The 19,949-nt window shown below is 57.9% G+C and carries 14 protein-coding genes and 6 pseudogenes; 14 read left to right on the top strand and 6 right to left on the bottom strand.

Annotated elements, in window-relative coordinates; all coding sequences use genetic code 11:
* Positions 1-144 (top strand): annotated as a pseudogene (locus AC0L2B_RS02250) (FAD-dependent oxidoreductase); the annotation flags it as partial.
* 402 nt (positions 145-546) lie between these two features.
* Here AC0L2B_RS02250 and AC0L2B_RS02255 read toward each other — a convergent pair.
* The 3 genes and pseudogenes from AC0L2B_RS02255 to AC0L2B_RS02265 all read right to left on the bottom strand — a co-directional run.
* Positions 547-808: pseudogene (locus AC0L2B_RS02255) on the bottom strand (acetoacetate decarboxylase family protein); the annotation flags it as partial.
* 355 nt (positions 809-1,163) lie between these two features.
* Positions 1,164-1,454, bottom strand: a complete 291-nt coding sequence (locus tag AC0L2B_RS02260) for a GDP-mannose 4,6-dehydratase (RefSeq protein WP_473743996.1) — start codon at positions 1,452-1,454, stop codon at positions 1,164-1,166.
* A gap of 296 nt (positions 1,455-1,750) precedes the next feature.
* Entirely contained in the window at positions 1,751-2,191 is a 441-nt protein-coding gene (locus AC0L2B_RS02265) for a hypothetical protein (protein ID WP_473743997.1), read from the bottom strand.
* 78 nt (positions 2,192-2,269) lie between these two features.
* On the opposite strand from AC0L2B_RS02265, the gene AC0L2B_RS02270 reads away from it, so the two are divergent.
* The 7 genes from AC0L2B_RS02270 to AC0L2B_RS02300 all read left to right on the top strand — a co-directional run bounded on the left by AC0L2B_RS02270 (position 2,270) and on the right by AC0L2B_RS02300 (position 8,736).
* Positions 2,270-3,577, top strand: coding sequence for a lysine N(6)-hydroxylase/L-ornithine N(5)-oxygenase family protein (locus AC0L2B_RS02270; protein ID WP_473743999.1), 1,308 nt, complete (start codon positions 2,270-2,272; stop codon positions 3,575-3,577).
* Between the two features lie 202 nt (positions 3,578-3,779).
* Positions 3,780-4,199, top strand: a complete 420-nt coding sequence (locus AC0L2B_RS02275) for a phytanoyl-CoA dioxygenase family protein (protein WP_473744000.1) — start codon at positions 3,780-3,782, stop codon at positions 4,197-4,199.
* Positions 4,084-4,488: a phytanoyl-CoA dioxygenase family protein gene (locus AC0L2B_RS02280; protein ID WP_473744033.1), complete on the top strand. Its 405-nt coding sequence runs from the start codon at positions 4,084-4,086 to the stop codon at positions 4,486-4,488. Before AC0L2B_RS02275 ends, AC0L2B_RS02280 begins: the two co-directional genes overlap by 116 nt.
* Positions 4,489-4,887: 399 nt before the next feature.
* A complete protein-coding gene (locus AC0L2B_RS02285) occupies positions 4,888-5,364 on the top strand; it encodes a cupin domain-containing protein (RefSeq protein ID WP_473744035.1) in 477 nt (158 codons plus the stop codon).
* 2,558 nt (positions 5,365-7,922) lie between these two features.
* Positions 7,923-8,126, top strand: a complete 204-nt coding sequence (locus tag AC0L2B_RS02290) for a CCE_0567 family metalloprotein (RefSeq protein WP_473744001.1) — start codon at positions 7,923-7,925, stop codon at positions 8,124-8,126.
* The gene (fdxB, locus tag AC0L2B_RS02295; protein ID WP_473744002.1) at positions 8,123-8,440 is read left to right on the top strand and encodes a ferredoxin III, nif-specific; all 318 of its coding nucleotides are present in this window, start codon (positions 8,123-8,125) and stop codon (positions 8,438-8,440) included. Before AC0L2B_RS02290 ends, fdxB begins: the two co-directional genes overlap by 4 nt.
* 50 nt (positions 8,441-8,490) lie before the next feature.
* Positions 8,491-8,736: an exopolysaccharide production repressor protein gene (locus AC0L2B_RS02300; RefSeq protein ID WP_473744036.1), complete on the top strand. Its 246-nt coding sequence runs from the start codon at positions 8,491-8,493 to the stop codon at positions 8,734-8,736.
* Positions 8,737-11,446: 2,710 nt separating this feature from the next.
* On the opposite strand, the pseudogene AC0L2B_RS02305 reads toward AC0L2B_RS02300, so the two are convergent.
* Both AC0L2B_RS02305 and AC0L2B_RS02310 read right to left on the bottom strand, forming a co-directional pair.
* Positions 11,447-11,551: pseudogene (locus tag AC0L2B_RS02305) on the bottom strand (IS630 family transposase); the annotation flags it as partial.
* Between the two features lie 210 nt (positions 11,552-11,761).
* Entirely contained in the window at positions 11,762-13,012 is a 1,251-nt protein-coding gene (locus AC0L2B_RS02310; protein ID WP_473744003.1) for an ATP-grasp domain-containing protein, read from the bottom strand.
* A 301-nt stretch (positions 13,013-13,313) separates the two neighbouring features.
* Between AC0L2B_RS02310 and AC0L2B_RS02315 the strand changes: the two are divergent.
* Positions 13,314-13,473: pseudogene (locus tag AC0L2B_RS02315) on the top strand (IS630 family transposase); the annotation flags it as partial.
* A gap of 76 nt (positions 13,474-13,549) precedes the next feature.
* Here AC0L2B_RS02315 and AC0L2B_RS02320 read toward each other — a convergent pair.
* A pseudogene (locus tag AC0L2B_RS02320) lies at positions 13,550-13,697 on the bottom strand (IS630 family transposase); the annotation flags it as partial.
* 210 nt (positions 13,698-13,907) lie between these two features.
* Between AC0L2B_RS02320 and AC0L2B_RS02325 the strand changes: the two are divergent.
* The 5 genes and pseudogenes from AC0L2B_RS02325 (at position 13,908) to AC0L2B_RS02345 (ending at position 19,907) form a co-directional block, all read left to right on the top strand.
* Positions 13,908-15,851 carry a CocE/NonD family hydrolase gene (locus AC0L2B_RS02325; protein ID WP_473744038.1) on the top strand — a complete coding sequence of 648 codons (1,944 nt, stop codon included), beginning with the start codon at positions 13,908-13,910 and terminating at the stop codon, positions 15,849-15,851.
* 458 nt (positions 15,852-16,309) lie between these two features.
* Positions 16,310-16,865: pseudogene (locus AC0L2B_RS02330) on the top strand (Tm-1-like ATP-binding domain-containing protein); the annotation flags it as partial.
* A gap of 207 nt (positions 16,866-17,072) precedes the next feature.
* A complete protein-coding gene (locus AC0L2B_RS02335; RefSeq protein WP_473744005.1) occupies positions 17,073-17,600 on the top strand; it encodes a hypothetical protein in 528 nt (175 codons plus the stop codon).
* A 373-nt stretch (positions 17,601-17,973) separates the two neighbouring features.
* Positions 17,974-18,681: a class I SAM-dependent DNA methyltransferase gene (locus AC0L2B_RS02340; protein ID WP_473744006.1), complete on the top strand. Its 708-nt coding sequence runs from the start codon at positions 17,974-17,976 to the stop codon at positions 18,679-18,681.
* Positions 18,682-18,911: 230 nt separating this feature from the next.
* Positions 18,912-19,907, top strand: coding sequence for an isopenicillin N synthase family dioxygenase (locus AC0L2B_RS02345; protein WP_473744007.1), 996 nt, complete (start codon positions 18,912-18,914; stop codon positions 19,905-19,907).
* The last annotated feature ends 42 nt before the right edge of the window (positions 19,908-19,949 follow it).

Raw genomic sequence — 19,949 nt, forward strand, 5'->3', positions numbered from 1 at the left:
CACGGCCTGCAGCAGGCGCCGGCGGTCGGCAAGGCGCTGGCCGAGCTGATCGTGCATGGCGGTTTTCGCACGGTGGATTGCACGGCGTTCGGATACAGCCGTGTCGCTGAGGGGCGGGCTTTCAGGGAATTGAATGTGATCTAACGCTGGCGGGACAGCGCCCCCTCTGGCCTGCCGGCCATCTCCCCCTTGTGGGACCCACGAGGGGGGAGATCGGGAGCTTCACTGGCGGCTCCAAACTTCTAGCCTTGGAGATTGGCGAAAGCAGCGATGACGGCCAATCTCCCCCCACACGGGGCAGGGCTATCGCATTTGAGGCATGAGTTGGAAGAGATAAGCAACGTTCCAACCTGCACGCATCATTTTGCCACGCATGGTGTCCTTTTTGCTGTCGGTTCGAAAGGTATTGAGGCAGAAGCGCCAAGCGAGGTTTTCGGGGCCGTGATCCTTTCTGGTCCGGCAGTCGTCCCTCGCAGAAGACCACGTCGAGCTGCCAGTGCAGGCCATTCTCGACATCGCAGTGACGGCGCACGACGGCGAGCAGGACTCGTGTCCGCCCGCTATCAGCGGATGGTCGTCGAGAAACATGCAGTGGGTCTAGGCCCCCTACGGCCACAGAAGGAGACAGGGATGACCTGTCCGCCTTCCGTGTAGTCGCCGAAGCCCGTCGAGTCCGGCATCGAATGAACTCGAATTCGACCAGAGGCTCGCACACCTGAAGCGGCTCCGGCACAAGGTCGCGCAGTTTTTGCGGATCGGTGCGATATGCGATGATCAGATACTCCCGGTTGCGGAAGCGACATGGGCCGGGACGAACGACAGTATCGGAATGTTCTCTTTCCGAACGGCGAGGTTACTCTCTGCTCCATGAATTTTGAGCGGCGTCACGTACTGGGCAACCTTCCTATGCGACGAATACGGCGATCTCTTTAAAATTTTTTGCGAAATCGTCGATCGCATGAACGGAGCGGATGGTTTTCTGCTCTGTAGGATGTGTGAATTTGCCGATCCAAACGACAGGGTGCTGACTGGGTGCCGGCCGACCGCGTGAGAGAGGCGGGCCGGCGAACGCTGCTTTGGCCTGCAAATGCCCGGCGAAATCAATGCGTTTTTCGCGTCACGCGAGCGTGAATCCCGTACGCGCGGGAGTCGGCCTCGATCATTTACGAGGCGAGCTCATCGAAAGTAGTCGTCGGCTTCCAATCGAGCTTGATGGCCGCCTTGGAGGCATCACCGATCAGCAGGTCAACCTCGATTGGCCCGAAGCAACGTTTGTCTATTTGGATCAGCGCCTGGTTATTCCTGCGTTCGCGGCCCAACTCGTCAACATCTTCGCGCCTTCCCAGAATATCTCCTTCCCGACCCGCCTGGAGGCAGCCTCGACAAAGCTGCGGACCGAATGCGTCTCGCTGGTCGCGAGCACCGTCAGGCTGGTGGTGCTGCAGGATGGGCACGGCCTCGACATAGCTGTGTGACTGTCTTTAGCTGGATTCTGCGTCTCAAAATCCGGATCTCGCCTCCATCTTCCGCAAGGCGGGAGAGACCTCCTGCGGCCCCCGGCTTCCGAAGGCGTCTTTTCAGATTCCCGCCGCGAGAAGGGGCAAGAGCCTTTTTCCGCGCCACAGTCCATGAACCTGGGTTGCTGGCCGTCCTAAGAGAAAATTCCCATGCGGAGCTGCCCTATTAGCTACCGGCTCCTGGCAAGAGGACGGCGACGCGGCAAATCGGCCACCGGCGCAAGGTTTCCCCCTCATTGTCGGATACCCGACAGGATCACAAACCCGCTAACCGTTATTTCATGAAAGTTTCCTTCTGGCACGTTTGATGCAGAGGATCTTCCGAACACATCAGCGGATGCCCTCCTATGAGCAGGCTTAGGGAAAAATGCTGTCGCCGCATTCGAGACCGTGCCCTCGCTGACCGCCAAGTCGGTCAAAGGTCGGCGCATCATGGTGGAGGCGGGAGACTTCGCCCGATTAAAACACGGAATACGGTTGGAAAGCATCTCGCTGACCGAGACGCGATCATCGAAGCGGGCGGAGAGACGTCGATCCCATCCACGCCCACAAATCGTGGACATGAGTGTCGATCTCATCACTTGGCCGGGATCCATGGGCTTCATACCCGACAATACGAAAGCGCGATCAAACTCTAGCAAATCCAGCAGCACCGAGGTCGAGAATGCCCGCATGGACAGTAAGCCCAATGGTCATGGCCGATATTCGCCGCGAACGTCGCCTAATAGGGAAACACCTATAGGAGCAAGCGAGTGGAACTCTCTTGCGTTGGAGTGGGTGCTGGGCCTTCTAATTTGAGCCTTGCGTGTCAAATACACGAGCAAATCGGGCAAGGGGCACTGTTCCTGGATCGGCAAGTCGACTTCCGCTGGCACCCAGGCATTGCATTCAATTCCTCGGAGCTCCAGGTCAGCCACTTCAAGGATCTGGTCACGCTGGTGAATCCGCGATCAGCCTACACTTTCGTAAACTACCTGCACGAGAACGGGCGTCTGTACCACTTCCTGAATGCAAAGTTCCTCGAGGCCGTGCTCAGAGCTGAGTTCGAGCAATACCTGAACTGGGCCTTCCACAGGAACCCGCTTGTCCGCGGCGGCGAAACGGTGCGCCAAATCCGCTTTGACGGCGAGTTTCGGGTGCACACCGATAACGAGGTTCTCGGCGCCAGAAACGTCGTGGTCGGCATTGGCAAGCAGGCGCATATTCCGCCTCAGTTTCAGGGCTGGACTGGACGCAACCTGTTCCACTCATCTGAATTGCTGCACATTCAACCTGAGGTGCACAAAAAGCATGTCTGCGTGGTCGGCGGGGGACAGTCCGGAGCCGAGGTGCTGTTGCACCTTGTTGGTCTGCCAAGAGAACGGCGACCTGCCTCGATCACTTGGGCCTCGCAACGCGAAAACTACCTGCCCATCGACAACAGCCCGTTCACAAACGAGTTGTTCATGCCCTGCTTTTCGGATCGTTTCGCGGCAATGAGCGAGTCGCAGCGCAAGCTGTTCCTGCGGCGCTTCGTGCTTGCTTCGGACGGCATTTCGGAAAGCACGTTGCGCGCGATCTATCAGGCGCTATACCGCCACGCGTTTCTAGAGCCAAACCGATGCGATATCACACTGCGGCCGGGCTGCACTGTCTCGCACTGCCTCAACGCCGGCGCGGGCCACAGACTCACCCTGCAGCACGGCATGGAGGAGGTCGAAGAAGTCACGGCCGACATCGTCATCCTGGCCACCGGTTACGAGAACGCGGTGCCAGGATTCTTGGAACCGATGGCGGACCGGGTGGAAAAGATCGACAACGAATTGGCTATTCGCGAAGATTTTTCGGTGTGCTGGGACGGACCGCGTGACAGACGCATCTTCGTACAGAACGCGAGCCTAGGACAGCGTGGGCTGGCTGATCCGAATCTAAGCCTGCTGGCCTGGCGAGCGCGTCGCATCCTCGACAGCCTTCTGGGGCGCGCGCCGCGCGCCAACCCCGAGCATCCCGGCTTCATCAGCCCTACCTCTGTCGAGAGCTGGTCCCACACCGTCGCAGAAGAAATGGGCAGCGGGATATGACCGGCCAACTGCTGATCATTGGCGGTGGCATCCAAGGAATGATTCCGCCTTCACTGCAGCGGAGGCCTGAGAGCGAGACGCACTTAGCGTCGTCCCATATGCCGTGGAGTACTATTTCCGTCGACCCACAACCTGACCAGCGCCCGACTGCCCTAACCGGAATGTTTGACCAAGCAGTCTTTCCAACAGGAGGCTCTTCGCAGTGTTGACTGATGCACAAAGAGAAAAGTGGCAGAAAGACGGATATGTCAGGCTCGAAAGGTTCTTCGATCCCGCAGCTCTGGAACGTATCTCCAGCTTTGTTGAAGATGTATCACGCTGGCACCTCAGCGATAATAAATGGCTCACGTGGTTCGAGAAAACGACGGACAATCGAAAGATCACCTCTAAGGTCGAGAATTTTCTCGAATTCCATGATCCATTGCGTCATTTGCTACTACAAGAATCAGCGCATAAAGTCTGCGGTCGAAGAATTGCTCGGCGAAGGCTCGCGCAGGCTCAAGGAATTGATGATCTTCCACTATCCCGACAGCGGCGGCTATCGCCCGCATCAAGGCATTTATCACATTCCACACAGGGTGCCCGACCGGATGGTCCATGCGGTCGTTGCCATCGGCATTGACGGCTCCGACCCGGACAACGCCGGACTTTTCTTCAGCCCTGGCAACCACAAGAAAAGAGTATTTCCCATGGATGCCGGCGGGGTGATGGATCCTGAAGTCGCCAAAATGTTTTCCTGGGAACCGGTAGTATGGAAGGCGGGCGACATCTTCATCTTCGATGATTACGCACCGCATTACTCAAAACCGAACAAAAGCAATCGTTCCAGGCGGACACTCTACTTGGTGTTCCAGCGTGCTTCAGCTGGTGGACCGACACGCGCTGAATACAACGTGCTTAAGCGCTCTTAATCCGCTCGAGGGCAAAGTGGCCGATCTCGACAGACTCAAGCCCCCAAACGGCATTTTTTATCGAGATTGAGTGCCAAACGAGGCATGCACACGAAACTGATCGAATAATGCGCGGAGAGCATGGGTGTTCTGATTGCCGGCTAGTAGAGCATCACCCGTAGCCCGTTACGATGCGTCGGCATGTCGATTGTGGGGTGGTCGAGGGGCTGTCTTCTGTGACGCCCACAGCGCTACTGGCGCACCGGTTGTCGCCTGCCTCGGGGCCAGAGCCGAAGTTACTACTGCTTCAACAGCTTAGGTTGGTCATGCGCCAATCCACGTTTTCTCGAACGGAGCTGTCGCGGACGTTCGGTACCGACATGGCCACGCTGGAACGGGAAGCACTGGCACGGGGTTTTCATTCGGAAAGGTTGGGCCGGCGTCACATGCGAGCCCCATCGGCACGACGAAATCGAGGCCTTCGTGGTCATGTCTGGCGCGGGCAAGGTAACGACCGACCTTGGGGAAATCTCGGTCAAAGCCGGCGACGTCGTTCTGTTCCATCCTTTTGAAGCGCATGTGCTGCGCAACGATGGGGACGCAGATCTAAATTCGTCGATGTCTAGAGATCCATCGCGCGGCGATGGAACGCGCCCATTCGGACGATGGCTTCTCGGTCAGGCGCGCGGCCGCGCAGGCATACGATTTCGTGCGCGATTGCGTGATCTCCCGTCAGGCGCAAGACTATGCAGCGGCGCGACGTCTCTATCCCGCCCGCACCCGGACTTCGCTCGTGCTTCAGGCTACGGCCGCTGCGAGCCTGGCGCAGACACTCGCACCGCTGATGCCGCGATTTGCCAGCACGCTGGCGCGAGGCGTCGATGGCGTCTCAATTGAAAGATGGGCCACGTCCGTTCGGCGCCTTGCGCCGGGGATGATCCTTGATCTCGGACCTGTGCTAGGGTTCTACGACAGATCCGATAATTCTGTTCTCAATCAACAGAAATCGATATGAGGACACTTGGCATCCGGGTGGTAAACTATGTCTATGAGGCTAGCAAGCAATCATACGCGGCGGCGTCCGCGCTCTGGACAGCTTTGGCCTCGGCGGTAAGATTCACGCCCGCTCTGGTTGATGACTGGGGCATGGCATGGCTTTTCGGAAATGTTGGAAATCCATGGTGCGTTTCCGGTTGAGCATGATCCCTATGTCGTGGTCGGCCTCCATGCGTCCGAGACCCGTTGCCGGTTCAAGGAACGGAAAGTCAGCTACTGAGCGATGAGGGCTCGCGCGGGAAGCAATCATAGAGATTTATGCCGGGCGAGAATCTGTTTGCTTTGCTCAGCTGAAGCTTGAATAGGAGGCCGTATGAGTCCGCAAACCGGACAAGCTGATTCAGCGGACTGGCTGGACGCCTGGGCGGCAACTGAGACAGTCGCGTTGGGCGGAGACGCAGGCCCTGCACAGTGCGAGCCCGCTAGGTTCGACGAGATCACGCCGGCGGATGGAGCTAAGCTCTCCACAAACGCGACCGTCTTCCGCATGAGGAAAGCAGTTGATCGCTCCCCCCGCAAGGGAAACTCCGGCTGAAGGTGGCTGCGGAAACTCGCAGACCTTCGACGCCTTTTTAATCGCTGCCATCAAATCGGCTCATTGCATGTCCGACATCTTGCGAGCCGCGCACTTTTCGATTCCTAATCACAATGGTCGAGAGCTTGAAAGCTCAGCTTTGCAAGCATTTCTGCGAAGGCAGTGTTGTCATGGATAGGCTTGGCTTTGACTTAGCGCAGCATCATTTCAGAGGCATACTCCAGTGTGGCCTCGCCACGTCCAGTTTCGTAGGCGCGTCCTAAGCCGGTCCTCCCAACCAAAGGCCGAGCTCGCAAGCCAGCCTACGCCCGACCAATGCTCGATCCTCAATTGCCTGGATCGGCCCCAGGGCGGTTGGCCCGATGGATAAGGCGCCAGGCGTCTCCTGGGTCAGGGGACGTGAGGGCATCAGATTGCGCAACGACCAGGCTGTGATTGGCCCTTCAATTGCGGGTGGCTGTCGATCCCGGTGTCGGGTTGTCATCGCGGGGGCATGGCCGTTTCCGAGTCGAATGCCGCCCGTGTTAGGCAGTGATGCGGTGCCGATGGGCAGAAGCGATAAGCCAGACACATGCTGATCCAGGCCTCCGAATCGTCGTGCCCCGCGTTCTGCGCGATTTACGTTCCGCATGGGGTCGGGTGAGATCCACGACCTCCTCGACGGCAACAGCAGGGAAAGCAGGCTTGGGCCGCATCATCATCACCATCATCGGACTCGCGGCGCCATCGGCATCCGTTTCCCCACGAGCGGAGCAGATGCTAAGCCGCCCACCCGCGGTGGTGGACCTGCAATGCTTCCTAGGTCTGTCGCGAAAAATCGGATCGCGAATGCTGATCTAGCGGAACAGCATACGCAGTATCCGCTGGGCTTATCAACTCGGGTCTAGGAGAAAAGATCAGCCATGAGCCGGGGGAGGCATTCGCTGCACGCGGGAACGCAGTGGTCCGCGAACCTTCGAGCGCGCCGAGGTGCTGTTGCTCGATCAGCCGGTGCCAATCTCACTGCAGGCAAGACGGCCAAGCTCTTCACTGTCCTAAGCGACTGACGCATGATTGATGCGTGTCCAAAACCTGACAGCAGCAGAAAACATGTCAGATTCAAGACAACCGGCCGTGTTGGTGGCGTGGACCTTTTTCCTGGCCTACCAGGCACTTAATGCGGGGCTAGGCGCGCTGGCACGGCCTTTGCTGGTTGAGATGCGGCAATAGCGGGTGAGGGCTGACCGCATGCGAATGCGCAAGACGAGTGATGATCTCCCCAACCGGTGTGTTGCTTTTTTGAGAGAAGAACCAGCACGCGCATAAACGCAAGGAAAGGTGTGGGAATTTGGAGAACAACAAGGTGTTGCGTATTGAGTCCCCGACTCCTCCAATCAAAGTTGACGACTGGCTACGTGGGGAGCCCATCACGAACTTTCAGTGCGGCACGCTTTGCCCTGCCGTGAACGAGGACCAGGTGGCCCTGGCCACCCCGTTCGCTGAATGCCTTGTGCGGCTGGTTCGTGCTCACGAGTCGTACGGTTCTGCGAAGGCAAATCGGACCCCGAGCTGCTGGCCGACTTCATCATCACGACGGAACTGCGCCGGAAGATCCGATCGTTGCCGATCCGGATCCGGGCGCTGTGGAGGCTTGCGATCGAGGGAGCGGTCCGGCGTGGTGGCATTGCCAACACCATAGATGAAACCGATGGGGCAACGGGCGCGTGCTTTTTACGGTCGGCAGTTGGTCGTTTTGTCGAGACGTCCACCGTTTCGGCTCTGAGACTATCGGGAAACTCGCGGATGCCGGTAGATGGTCGACGATGCGACTGCAGTTATAGCCGACGTGGCGCGGGTGTGAGGAAACCGATTTCGAGGGAGGATCATGTCAAACCTGGATGAGATGGTGAAGAAAGTCCGGAAGCTTCAGCTGCACGCGGCAATTGCTAAAACGAACTTGCGCGACCTTGCCGAGGGTCTCCCGGTCAAATGGACTGAGATAGAGGAGGTCGCCGAGAAAACGCACGCCGTTTATGCCGAGTTGGATGGTGCCAGGAGAGAGCTCGCTACAATGAAGAAATTAGGATGACGAGCACATTCATCAGCCGCGACGGCTCCACATGGGTGCCGGAATATCTGACCGCTATAGATGGCAAGATCTGTATCGGCTGCGGCCGCTGTTTCAAGGTCTGCTCGCGGGAGGTCATGCATCTTTACGGCGTCGATGACGCGGGTGAAATCCTCGGCGCCTGCGACGGCGGTGACGACGACTTCGATGGTGAGCTCAATCGCATGATCATGGTCGTCGACCATGCCGGCCGATGCATTGGTTGCGGAGCATGCGGGCGCGTCTGCCCTAAGAACTGCCAGACCCACGTCGCGGCCGACCAGATCGGAGCATGAGCAGCATGATTTTGACGAGACAAACCAGGAGAACGCAGTTGCCCTTCATGATGTTTTGTCGGCTCTTAGGGCTGGTCGTTTGCGGCCCCACTTTGATTGTTTACTTAGTTTCGCATTCGATCCCTCTAGCAGTCGTCGCGATGCTGGCCTGCTCGCTGCTGCTCCAGGTGGTTTATTTCGGCAGCGTCCTCTTTTTGACCTGGCGGTCCAGCTGTGCTTTTCGAGCAGGTGAAAGGGCGGAGCAGTTCGGTAGGGCAGGGAAGTTGGATAGCAGGCAACAGATCTTCATGAGGTGACCAATGAATGATGTGCCAGCTCGTTCCTGCGGCGGCGTGTCGCCGCTCCGTTGTGGCGCAGTCAGAAGTTCAGAACTCAGTTTCACGCCAATTGGGACAGCCATGGAGATCGAGCTAACGTCCAAGAAATAGTAGGCTTGAAGTAGCCAGAGATCGCACATCCTGAGCCGTCTAATGCGGGGCGGTGCAGCTAATTAGGTTGGCCAGGCACATAGCCGCCAGCACGCCGGCATGCGGGTCGCTTAAGCGAAAAGTCGCATTTGCTTACTGCTCAATATGGATAACATCTATCGCGGACCTGCGGGCCTGGACCAGGTTTGGAAAGGGTGGATCGCTTCGTTCGCTCCTCCAACCCGCTGCTGTTGCGCGGTAGATCTCGGCAGCCCTTCGCTGCGGGTCGAAATAATGGCTGCCGCAGCCACGGGGATGTCGAACTCATCGAGTTTTAACAGTTCCCGGCGCTCTTTTCTGCAGGCGGCAATTCCTCCTTCACGGCTTCTTGTGCTGTCACACTGCAGTCATCCCGAGCACATGGTTTTGTCTCACCTGGCGCGAACCCCGGTGCGGGACGCGAGGCGAGCATCGCGGTCATTATGATCGCGAGCTGGACTGACTGCCTCCTCCAGTGTCGGAGGCGAGAAGCGCCGCCGCGCAGGTCTGTACGATAGATGGTTGTAAGCGAGCGCACAACCACGCTCAGATTGACCGTACTAAGTACCGGCCTCAACTGGTCTCCGAACAGGTAGTCGGATTCTTTGTTCAGCCCGCGTTGACGCCGCTCTCCTAGCAAACGGGGCGCCGCCGCTCGGTACCGAACGGGGCCAGCAACTCCTTCCTCGCGGAAACTAATTTAGAAGTCGCCCGTCACTTTGGGCCGCGACTGCCAGGATTTCCATGCTACCAGAGCCGCCTTTTCCGAAATACTATTAGGAACGATATGTTGTTTGAAATAATACTACCGATTTAAGTTTACAAATATTTACAGCCTGGAAGCGATTGGATTGATCTCTTTGAGAAAAGTATCATGTCAGGAGTCTAACTCAGAATCTACTGTAGCAGCCGGGGCATGTACGATGGAGAAGCAGCATCAAGTGGAAAAAAAATAGTTCTTGTTACACTTGTATTCTAAAGTAATATTATATATGTTCAAGCGGCCCAACGCCTTGGACTTCACCAATTTCGTTGGTCACCGATCAAGCCCAGTACGACTGCATTTCGACGGAAGGAAATAAGGTAATGGTGTCGATCGGTACAATTTCGACGCGCTTGTATGTCAATGTTCCCAGTTACGTTTGACCTACGACATCGCTGGAATTATCAGCTTCCGAGGAAGAGGCCTATGCGACAGTTGGCCATCTCTGCCGGTATTTCGACCTGCCGGGATCAAACCCAACGTCGGTCGAAAGATGCTGCGAGAAATCCAATCAACGTCAGCTCCTCGCGGAGGCCGGCGTTCCAACACCTGCTTATCGCGTCGCGGAGAATGTGGCGGACGTCAAAAATTGTGCGATGGCTATTGGCCTGCCGGTTGTTATCTATAGGCAATGGCAGCAGCGGTGTTCGATTGTGCCACAGCGTCGACGAGTTGGCCGAACATACGAAGTCTCTTTTGCGCAGCCGGAGAGTGCTGTCAAACGGCGAACATGATGGTCTGATGTTGCGATCAGGCGCAAGCGAGAGTGTGATATTGGTGATTTGTGGTGTCGCTGGAGACAATCGGCGCCGTGCAGCGCTGGTTCGATTCGACTCGCGGGTGATGCGGTGGGTCGGTTAACAGGCGTCAATACTCGCATCGAGCGCCGGTCCGGTGCCGCCACGTCCAAGGGCTAACCCCAGTCACTTGATCGTATCGGCCACGCTTTCATAATGTAAGGCTGGCTACCACCGGAATAACAATTCACCGACAGTCCATCTACCGACTAGGCTGGCTCGACCCGGTTGGAACGTCTCGGCAGCAGAGGCGAGAAACATGGACTGCGTCGATCGGCCATTCTCGTTGGCAGCTTCTCAGGTTAAAAACTCGGGCAAGTTGCCTGCGCATGTGAAGCAAGGTGCTTAGATCAATAGTCATTTTGGCGCTCATGAACCTCGGAACAGCCCGTGACCAGAGCACCCGGCGTGCGATCCTGTTCCGACGCTTCCGCGCGTGCTGAGGATATCGCGCGGCGCCAGACGTTTTACGTGGCGGCGGCGCATAAAACCAGAAAGGTAGGGGAACGCTCCTTCTATGGCCGAAGAGAAGCGTCCCGGCTGCCATTCGGTGGGCTAGGGCTACTGGTGACGCTAGGTCCAAACCTGCGGCAGGAAATCCTTCCTAGTCCATAGCCAATGCGGCCTTGGCCGTGCTTGGCCGTATGGGTACGATTATCTCGCTGTGATGCTCGCGCTCGTAGCGTCGGACCGGTTCGGCCAGGTCAATATCAGTTAGCCGCGATAGTCCGGCACGCTTTGAGAACCCGGCTGACGGTGGTGAGCGAGACGCCGACCTGTGGGCGATGTCCTTGCCGGTCCAACCTTGCCGCCGCACGCCCGACGCGCTCGGCGGTCGACGTAGCGGCGTCCTGTGGCATGTTGGCAGGTTTCGAGGAACGATGTACCATGCCGCCCCGACCTTCGGCCTTAGCGCTCGACCTAGCGCATCACTACCTTGGCCTTCAGGCTACTTCTATCACCGATAGCGCCATTTCCTCTCGGCGGTTCAGCCGCCGGCCTCCACCATCTCGTTCAGCGTGATGTCCTCCCGTTCCTCCATTACGCCGACGAGGAAGGCCTCATGCGCATCGAGACATGAGTCTTGCCGCCGACCTTGTGAGCGCAATTCGTACCCCGATCTTCAACCGCGAACCTTGATGCAGCCTGCCAGGGCACTTTGGCTCCACCCAGGACCGCAAAAACACGGGACCCGAAGATCGCCTCTCAGGGCCCTCCGCATCGCCCAAAATTCGTGAAACCCACTAATTCGCTTGACAATGATTGATCGATCAGCGGACGAACGATCTTTGCACCACTTGGCCGGTGCGGGGAGTTAAGGGGGGGGCGGTGATTGTTCCCGCTCGCCAAGGATTGGAAAGGGCGAGATCGACCAATCGATTAAGTCGACGGCACGTTGAAGTATCGCCTCGGTGTCAGCAAGGCTAAATGCGGCCGCGATGACATGCCCGATACAGTCTCGGTAATCACCCTTCCTGGCGATCGACGACTTGGGTCTCACATGGAATCTGACCTCGGCTACGCCTGGCACAGCAGCCGCCTGATTGTGGCCAGCGATCCAATCCAGGATGCCATCGCGATCAGCCACGAGGAAACGAGCAATCGCAGTCCGCGAATGCCTTCTGCGCAAATTCCATTCCTCGCCGACGACGAGCTTGATGTGCTCCGCAATAAGATCGATACCATAAGCAGCCTGGACCAATTGAGGATCGGGAGCGCCAGCAAGACGCGGATTGACTTCAATAATAAACGGGCCGCGCTTAGTCCAGCGGAGCTCGATGTTCGTTGGGCCCCATCCAAGATCGAGGGCTCGCAAACAGCTCCGCGAGGCGTCGGCAATCCGCTTACGACGGTCATCATCCAGTAGGGCTGGGAAGGCGAATTGACGATAAACGAAGTGAGGCAAAGGGCCATAGCCAGCGGCGACAATTCCGACAGTCGAGTTTCCCATTATCTGGACGGTATACTGAGGGCCATCTACGAACTCTTCGACGAGAATGCTCGGCGAAGAGTACCATATATGCTCGCCTCCCAGCAGATAATTCGTGTGTTCCGTTAACTCATCGAGGTTGCGGCACAATCTGACGCCCATGCTGCCGCTGCCTACGGCTGGCTTAACAATCACCGGAAAGCCAATCTGCAGGGCGGAGTTCTCCACCTCCGTCGGATCCGTAGCGAGCCGGTAGGCAGGTATTGGCACGTCGGCCGCAGCTAGAAGCTGACGTTGAGTAAATTTATCGCAACATCGTTCGATGGATGCGGGGTTCGGCCCCGGTAGGTTGAAATGCCGACAGAGCTTACCAACTGTTGCGTAAACCGACTCGTCGGTGGTTGTAATACCAGCAATATGATCGGTCGCGCATAGCTGTGAACATTCGTGGATTAGCGCATCGAGGTTATCTGTATCGACACAGATTGCCTCAATGCCGTCTGTCGAGATGTATTCATGCCGATCCGGATCCGACGACAAAGTAACTGGGCGAAGGCCAAGGAGCTGGGCTTCTTGGACGTATAGCGGACCATTACTCCTTGTGCCCTCAAGAAGGATAAGAGTTCTTCTTGCCATTGTCCCTCCATTGCGTGCGGTGCCGCGGCCTGCCCTTAATCGGGATCAGCTCTGAGTCTTGCCTGACTTCAATGTCTCGTGGCGAGCGTATTACGACAAGGGGCTTGGTGTTGCGAAGGTTCTGTGAACTTTCGAAAAGAAGAGTTGGATGAACATGCTAGATTTAGTGGGAGTGTGACGGCCGGGTCAGAATGTGACTTCCGTCGGCGGTTTTGCATGCGAGTCTTGAGGGTGCGCATCGGGATCGTTGTCCCAGTTACCACCGCGGACCGTGACCGGCTGTAAGCCATTGTTTCGGATCCCTCAGAGGCACGTCTGGAGCGACAGGATTGTGCTGGCCACAGCAGGTGGGCTCGGCACGATGAGCAAGACGGCGGTCTGGCGTTGGCAGGAAGCGGTCTTGCGACGAAGGCGTCGATGGGCTTCTGCGCGACAAGATCCGGCCCTCGCGTGTCAAGCCCTTCGGCCGGAAGGGGCCGGACGGATCGTCGCCCTGACGCTGGCCGAATCGCGGGGCGAGACGCCGCGCGGATGACGGGAAAAGAAGCGGATGAATTGCTGATGGCGATGGCGCTGCATGCACCGGCCACCACCGTGCCCTCCAGCACGTCGAGAGCTGCAGGAGGGAAGTGGGTCCGTGCCGCTTGTAATTTTGGGTCATGGTGCCGGCGCGGCCTGCTCCGAGGCGGCACCGGGAGCGGACACACGATTTTTCGACCATTTGACCGGCGGTCGGACGAATCCGCACAGCGAAATAGATCATGCGACAGGTTACTTTTTTGCGCGATTTCCAGCGAGAACGCTCGTGCTAGCGTCTCATCGCACCAAGGTTTCACGCAAGGCGAAGGTCAGCGGCGATATGTCAATTAAAGTCATTGAGAACGAATGGATACGGATGCCGGACGGGCGCAAATTGGCGGCCAGGATTTGGCTTCCCGCCTCTGAAGGGCCGGCGCCTGCCATTTTTGAATACCTGCCCTACCGCAAGCGCGATGGGACGGCGGGGCGGGATGAATCGACGCATCGCGTTTTTGCTGAAGCGGGCTATGCGTGCGTACGCGTCGACATTGCCGGAACGGGCGACAGCGAGGGGCAGTTCGACGACGAGTATTCCGAGCAGGAGTTGAGCGACGGCGAGGCGGTTCTGGCCTGGATCGCAGCACAGGAATGGTGCGACGGCAACGTTGGAATGGTAGGCATCTCTTGGGGCGGGTTCAACGGTTTGCAGCTGGCCTATCGCCGTCCACCCGCGCTGAAGGCGGTGATCAGCATGGCCTCGACAGTCGATCGCTACGCCGATGACATCCACTTCATGGGCGGCTGTCTGCTCAGTGAGAATGTTAACTGGGCTACTCAACTATGTGCCTATCTCACCCGTCCTTCGGATCCTCAATTTCGCCAGGACTGGCGTGAGGACTGGATCGCACGGCTAGAAAATGTTCCCTTCTCTGCCGTTGACTGGATGCGTCATCCCACGCGGGATGAATTCTGGAAGCACGGCTCAGTTTGCGAGGATTGGTCGCGCATAGAGACGCCGGTTCTGGCAATCACCGGTTGGGCGGACGCGTATGTCAATGCGCCGCCGGCGTTGGCAGCGAACCTCCGGGTTCCGTGCAAAGTCATGATCGGGCCCTGGGAACACAGCTATCCCCACCTGTCACAACTCGATCCTGCAGATTTCCATTCAGAAGCGCTTCGCTGGTTCGACCGTTGGCTGAAGAGAGAACAGAACGGGGCGGACGATCTGCCCGCGTATCGTGTTTACATGCAGGAGCATTTCAATCCGAGCAAGGAGTACGGCCCGCGGGCTGGACGTTGGGTGGCGGAGCAGAGCTGGCCCTCGCCCCACGTGAATGTCCGTGTTCTTTTCTTGACGTCAGATGGTTTGAAGGACAATGCGACCGGTGGGACGATAGCTGTCTCAAGCCCCGCGCACGTCGGCCAGGCAGGAGGGTACTACTGCCCCGGCATGCGCATCGACAACGAACTGGCCGAGGATCAGGCAGCGGATGATGGCCTGTCGACCTGCTTTGACACTGCACTGCTGACAGAAAGGATGGAACTGCTTGGTCGTCCCAAGGTGAAGTTCGCCTTTTCAGTTGATAAACCTGTGGCTCAGATCGTGGCGCGCCTGTGCGACGTCTCACCCCAGGGCGTGTCTCAGCGGATCACCTATCGGGCGCTGAATCTGACCCATTTTGCCAGCCATGAGAGACCGCAAGCGCTCGTACCGGGGCAGGTCTACGAAGCCGAGATAGAGCTGAACGAGTGCGCCCATCGGCTAAAAGCCGGACATGTCATGCGGCTGGCGCTGTCGACATCTTACTGGCCGATCGTCTGGCCAGCGCCTGAGAATGCCGTGGTCACGCTGCACCTGGAAAATAGCGCGCTGCACCTGCCAATTCGAACAGTTATCGAGGAAATCCCGCCATTGAACCCCGGTCCGCCGCGGGAGTATCCCAAGCTACAAGCCCAGCAGCTGCGTCCGGCCAATAGCACCTCAAAGCCGCATGCGTTGGAGGATGGCGCGATAGTGCTGGATACGTTCGACGACTTCGGCCAGAAGGTCAATCCGCATCACGGAATGGCCGTAGGCAGCGATGTTCGGATGCACTACGCCATCCATCCGGACGATCCAGCAACGGCTCGCTTCGAAAGCCAATGGAATTTCACCTTCAAACGCGACCGGTGGCAGGTTGCAATCCAAACCAAACACAGCATGAGCTGCGACCGTCAACACTTTTACCTACACCGCCAGGTGCGCGCCACCGAAGGCCCGGAGGAAATCGAGGTGTTCGCAAGAGAATGGTCCGAAACCATTCCGCGCGGGCTGCTTTAAATCTGTCGGGGGGAGTACATGATGAATTTTCGCGCGAATCAAGGCTCTCTCGGATATCTGAAACTTGGCCCAAGCTGCCAGAGCGTTGCATCGGCGCTTCTTAGTGTGCCGTGGCCGGCGGAATGCGCACTAGGGTAACCCGACTGCGAGCGCGACATAGATCCGAAGCAGCACAACGCTGTCATAGGCCCTAGCCTTCACAAGCAGGTCAATGGGGGCGGACCGAGGCCTTGCCCAATTTCATCCAAACATCGGTTTGCGCTAAATGATTTGCTCCAGGCGTGGCGTCTAGGTGTTGTGCAGGCGAGGACAGCGGCTGAGGGACGGGCAGGAGGAGAATTATGAGAGCAGTCTACGTGGTAGACATCTACGATACCAAGAGCAGCGAACTGCGCTAGCTCCGAGACCTTACCCGTGGTGCAGGCTGTAACGTCGTCCAGGTCGACGTTTCGTTATCGGAGTTTCACAGCGACCCCTCAGATTTCGACGTCCTACCGTCAGAAGTGGCGAGCTTCCATCCAAACTCGCCGAAGGCCGAGGAACTCAAGGACCGGGGCAAGGCAGTCGCCGCGATGTCGCAGGCGCTGGTGCAGTTCATTCGATCACGCGCGGACGTCGACGGCATCATCGGCGCCGGCGGATCAGGTGGAACCGCTCTGATCGCCTGCTATGCGTGCACTCCCGAGCGGCGTCCCCGAAGGTGCTCGTTTCGACTGTCGCCTCCGGCAATGTCACCCTTACGTGGGGCCAACCGACGTCAGCATGATGTATTCCGTGACGGACGTGCCGGGACTAAACCGCATCTCGCGTGTGGTCCTCGCCAACGCTGCCCATTCCATTGCCGGGATGGTACTTAACAAAGTCGGCACCGCGGCTGACCAAAGGCAGGCAATCGGCCTAACAATGTTTGGTGTCACGACGCCCAGTGTCCAGGCGGTAACCCGGGCGTTGGAGCCGAACTTCGAGCAGTCCTTGAGAAGCTCGCCGACTCTGGCCTGCTGTCGGCGGGATTGATGTGTCTACCACCGAAGCGTGCGACTATCTGGTTGGAGGCGTTTTCCCCTGTACGCCCGATCGCTTCGGGGCCTTCGCCCGGGCTGCCTAATTTGGGCTCCTGCGGCGCGCTCGACATGGTCAACTTTGGTGCCATAGATGCGGTCCCGAGTCATTTTCGCTCTTTCCGGTACATGTCCATAATCCGCAGGTTACCCTTAAGACCGTATGTCCGCTTCTGCCGGTGAGGTGGCTCGCCCTACACTGCGCGTCCGAGGGTTGCTCGGGCGGGCCAAGCCGATCCTCATCACAGGAGGACGAGCCACCTCACCGGCAGAAGCGGACATACGGTATTACAGTTACCCTGATGCGGGCCTCTGTGAGGTGCCGGTTCGCCTCATCCCGGAACAAGGTGTCTCTGCGATCGATGCGCCCGGTCAGCCCTTCCACGATCCTGAAGCCGATGCTGCCCTGTTCGCACCTCTTGAACGCACGATCCGTCACATCGACAGGCGAAAACTGAGCCGCTGTCCCCTCCACATTACGGTCCGCATTTTGCAGAACTCATTGTCACAAACTTTGGAGAGGTCCTTCGTTAGCACTGATACCTGCATCAAACGTCCGACCCGTTCGGAGCTTATCGCAGCCGCAGGCCGAGGATACCAGACGTTGGCGATTCAATCCACTAGGGTGGCCGTTTCTGCTGAAGGACCCGTCGTGTTCATCCGTATTCCTGCAAGCGTGGTCAATTACTAGTTCAGCCAGTAGAGCGTGAATTGCGTGCCTCGTCCCTAAGTTGCCGTCCTGCGGGCATGGGCCCGCGGCTCGCCACTCCCAAGCAGTTTCCCCGCAGAGCTGCCATGCGCGGGAGGGTCGCCTGCCTTTGCGGCTCTCCGGCGATCTCACATAAACAGTCTCAAGGGCGGAGTTCGACATTTTGTCGTTTTGTCGAAGCCACGACACAGGTTCGCTCAGCCAATTTCATTGCCTCAGACCGAGAACAGCCACAACGATGCTTTTTTCCGCCTTCGGGCACATTGGCACGAGTTTTGAAGCCCTGATTGCGAGACGGCAGCAGGTGCCGACCGGGCCCAGCCGTTGACCATCTGCCCAATAGGAAGGAAATGTCATGAACACCCGCGATCAGCAGACGGCACAGGAGCGAGCCGCACGAGAGCGCATCAAGGATTCCCACGCCCTCGACGGGGACGTCGGTCGCTTGGCCCATTTCTATCGCGGATGGGCCAGTTCCTACGAGTTGGATGTCTGCCGCGACGAGTACTGCGGGCCGATGATCGTGGCGGAACTGGCGGGTGTCGTGCAGACGGCCTTTTTGGCCAGGCAGCGAAATGGCATCGCAATCCTGGACGCCGGCTGCGGAACAGGTCTCGTCGGCGTGGAACTGGAACGCTTGGGCTTCCGGGTGATCGACGGGATCGACCTCTCCGAGGAGATGGCTGAAAAGGCCCGCCAAACCCGCGCCTACCGCCATGTCCAAGGCGATGTCGACCTTAACGGGCCGCTCTCCGATTACTCCAGCGCGAGCTACGACATCACGGTCTGCTGCGGCGTCTTCACGCTCGGGCATGTCCGACCGGCGGGGCTGCGCGAACTGGCCCGCCTCACGCGCCCAAACGGGTTCATCATCGCAAGCACCCGCAAGAGCTACGCGGAGACCACATCCTTTAATGACGAGGTGGGGCGTCTGCAGGATGCGGGCGTCCTTGTGCCGGCACACCGTCTAAATGACGGCAGATATACCGCCGAGGAGGACGCGCATTACTGGGTCTTCCAGGTGCTCGAGAAGGCCAGCCTGTCAGAGGAACAGGGGCCATGACTACGCTATCGAATCTCGCTGACGAAGCTGGCAAGCGATGCAAGGCGACAACGAAGAGCGCGAGAGCCTCCGCATGCTGCCAGGAGTCGGGTTCATCCGCTTTGTTGAGCACGGCAACCCGAAAGAATTCTCGGCACGGCCTTTCAGGCTTCCCGACGGTTCGTCACGCTGCCAGCTAAATAAGAAATGCCCCGAAGTTGCGACTCCCATTGTCAAACAAAGGTGTAATCATGTCTAAGGATCTAGTGGTCAGACTGGATGACAAGCTGCGCGCGAAACGCGAAAACTTTGACAAGATCCCCCTGGTTGATATAGCGCCGCTTCTCGATGGCAGCAACAAACAGAGGGTGGCCAAGGAGATACATTGGGCCTTGTCAAACGCCGGGTTCATGTATGTGAAGAACCACGGTATTCCTCAGGATCTCGTGGATTCGGTATTCGATGTGAGCCGTCGGTTCTTTGATCTCCCCATGTCGCAGAAGATGACATTGCACATTAGCAAATCCGATGTGGCCCTCCGCGGATACATTGAGCCGTTCGGGGAGAACACCGATCCGGGCAAAACGAAAGACCTGAAGGAGTGCTTTGACTTCGGACCTGAACGTTCGACCCTGGAGGGTCCGTTCTTTGGCCCCAACCAATGGCCCTCAAGTCTGCCCGAGTTTCGGGACCTGACATACGGATACCATCAGAAGATGTTGGATCTCGCGAGAAAACTCTTGAAGGGCATTGCGCTCAGTCTGGACCTGTCGGAAAGCTATTTCGAAACCCTCATGCGGAACCCGATCAGCATTCAGCGCCTGCTCCATTACCCGCCGCAGAGTGGCTATATTAGCGAAGAGGTCATCGGTATTGGTGCCCACACCGATTACGGCAACCTGACCATCTTGGCGCAGGACGACGTGGGTGGTCTTCAGGTCATGAACCGAGATGGCGATTGGATCGAGGGCATTCCGATCCACGGCACATTCGTAATCAATATTGGCGATCTGATTCAGCGGCTCACGAACGATCTCTACCTGGCCAACATGCACCGCGTGATAAATAGCTCGGGCCGCGAGCGATACTCGATCCCCTTCTTTGTCGACGCTGATTTCAATGCGGTGATCGAACCATTGCCCTCATGTGTCACGGACAGCAACCCACTTCACTACAACCCGGTGGCTTGCGGCGAGCACAAATTCGGGCGTTTCGCTGCAAGTTATACTCACTTGGGCAAAGCATGATGAGAGCGGACTGGTACATACTCGATGAAACTGCCTGGCGCG

Source organism: Mesorhizobium sp. WSM4815 (assembly GCF_055811575.1).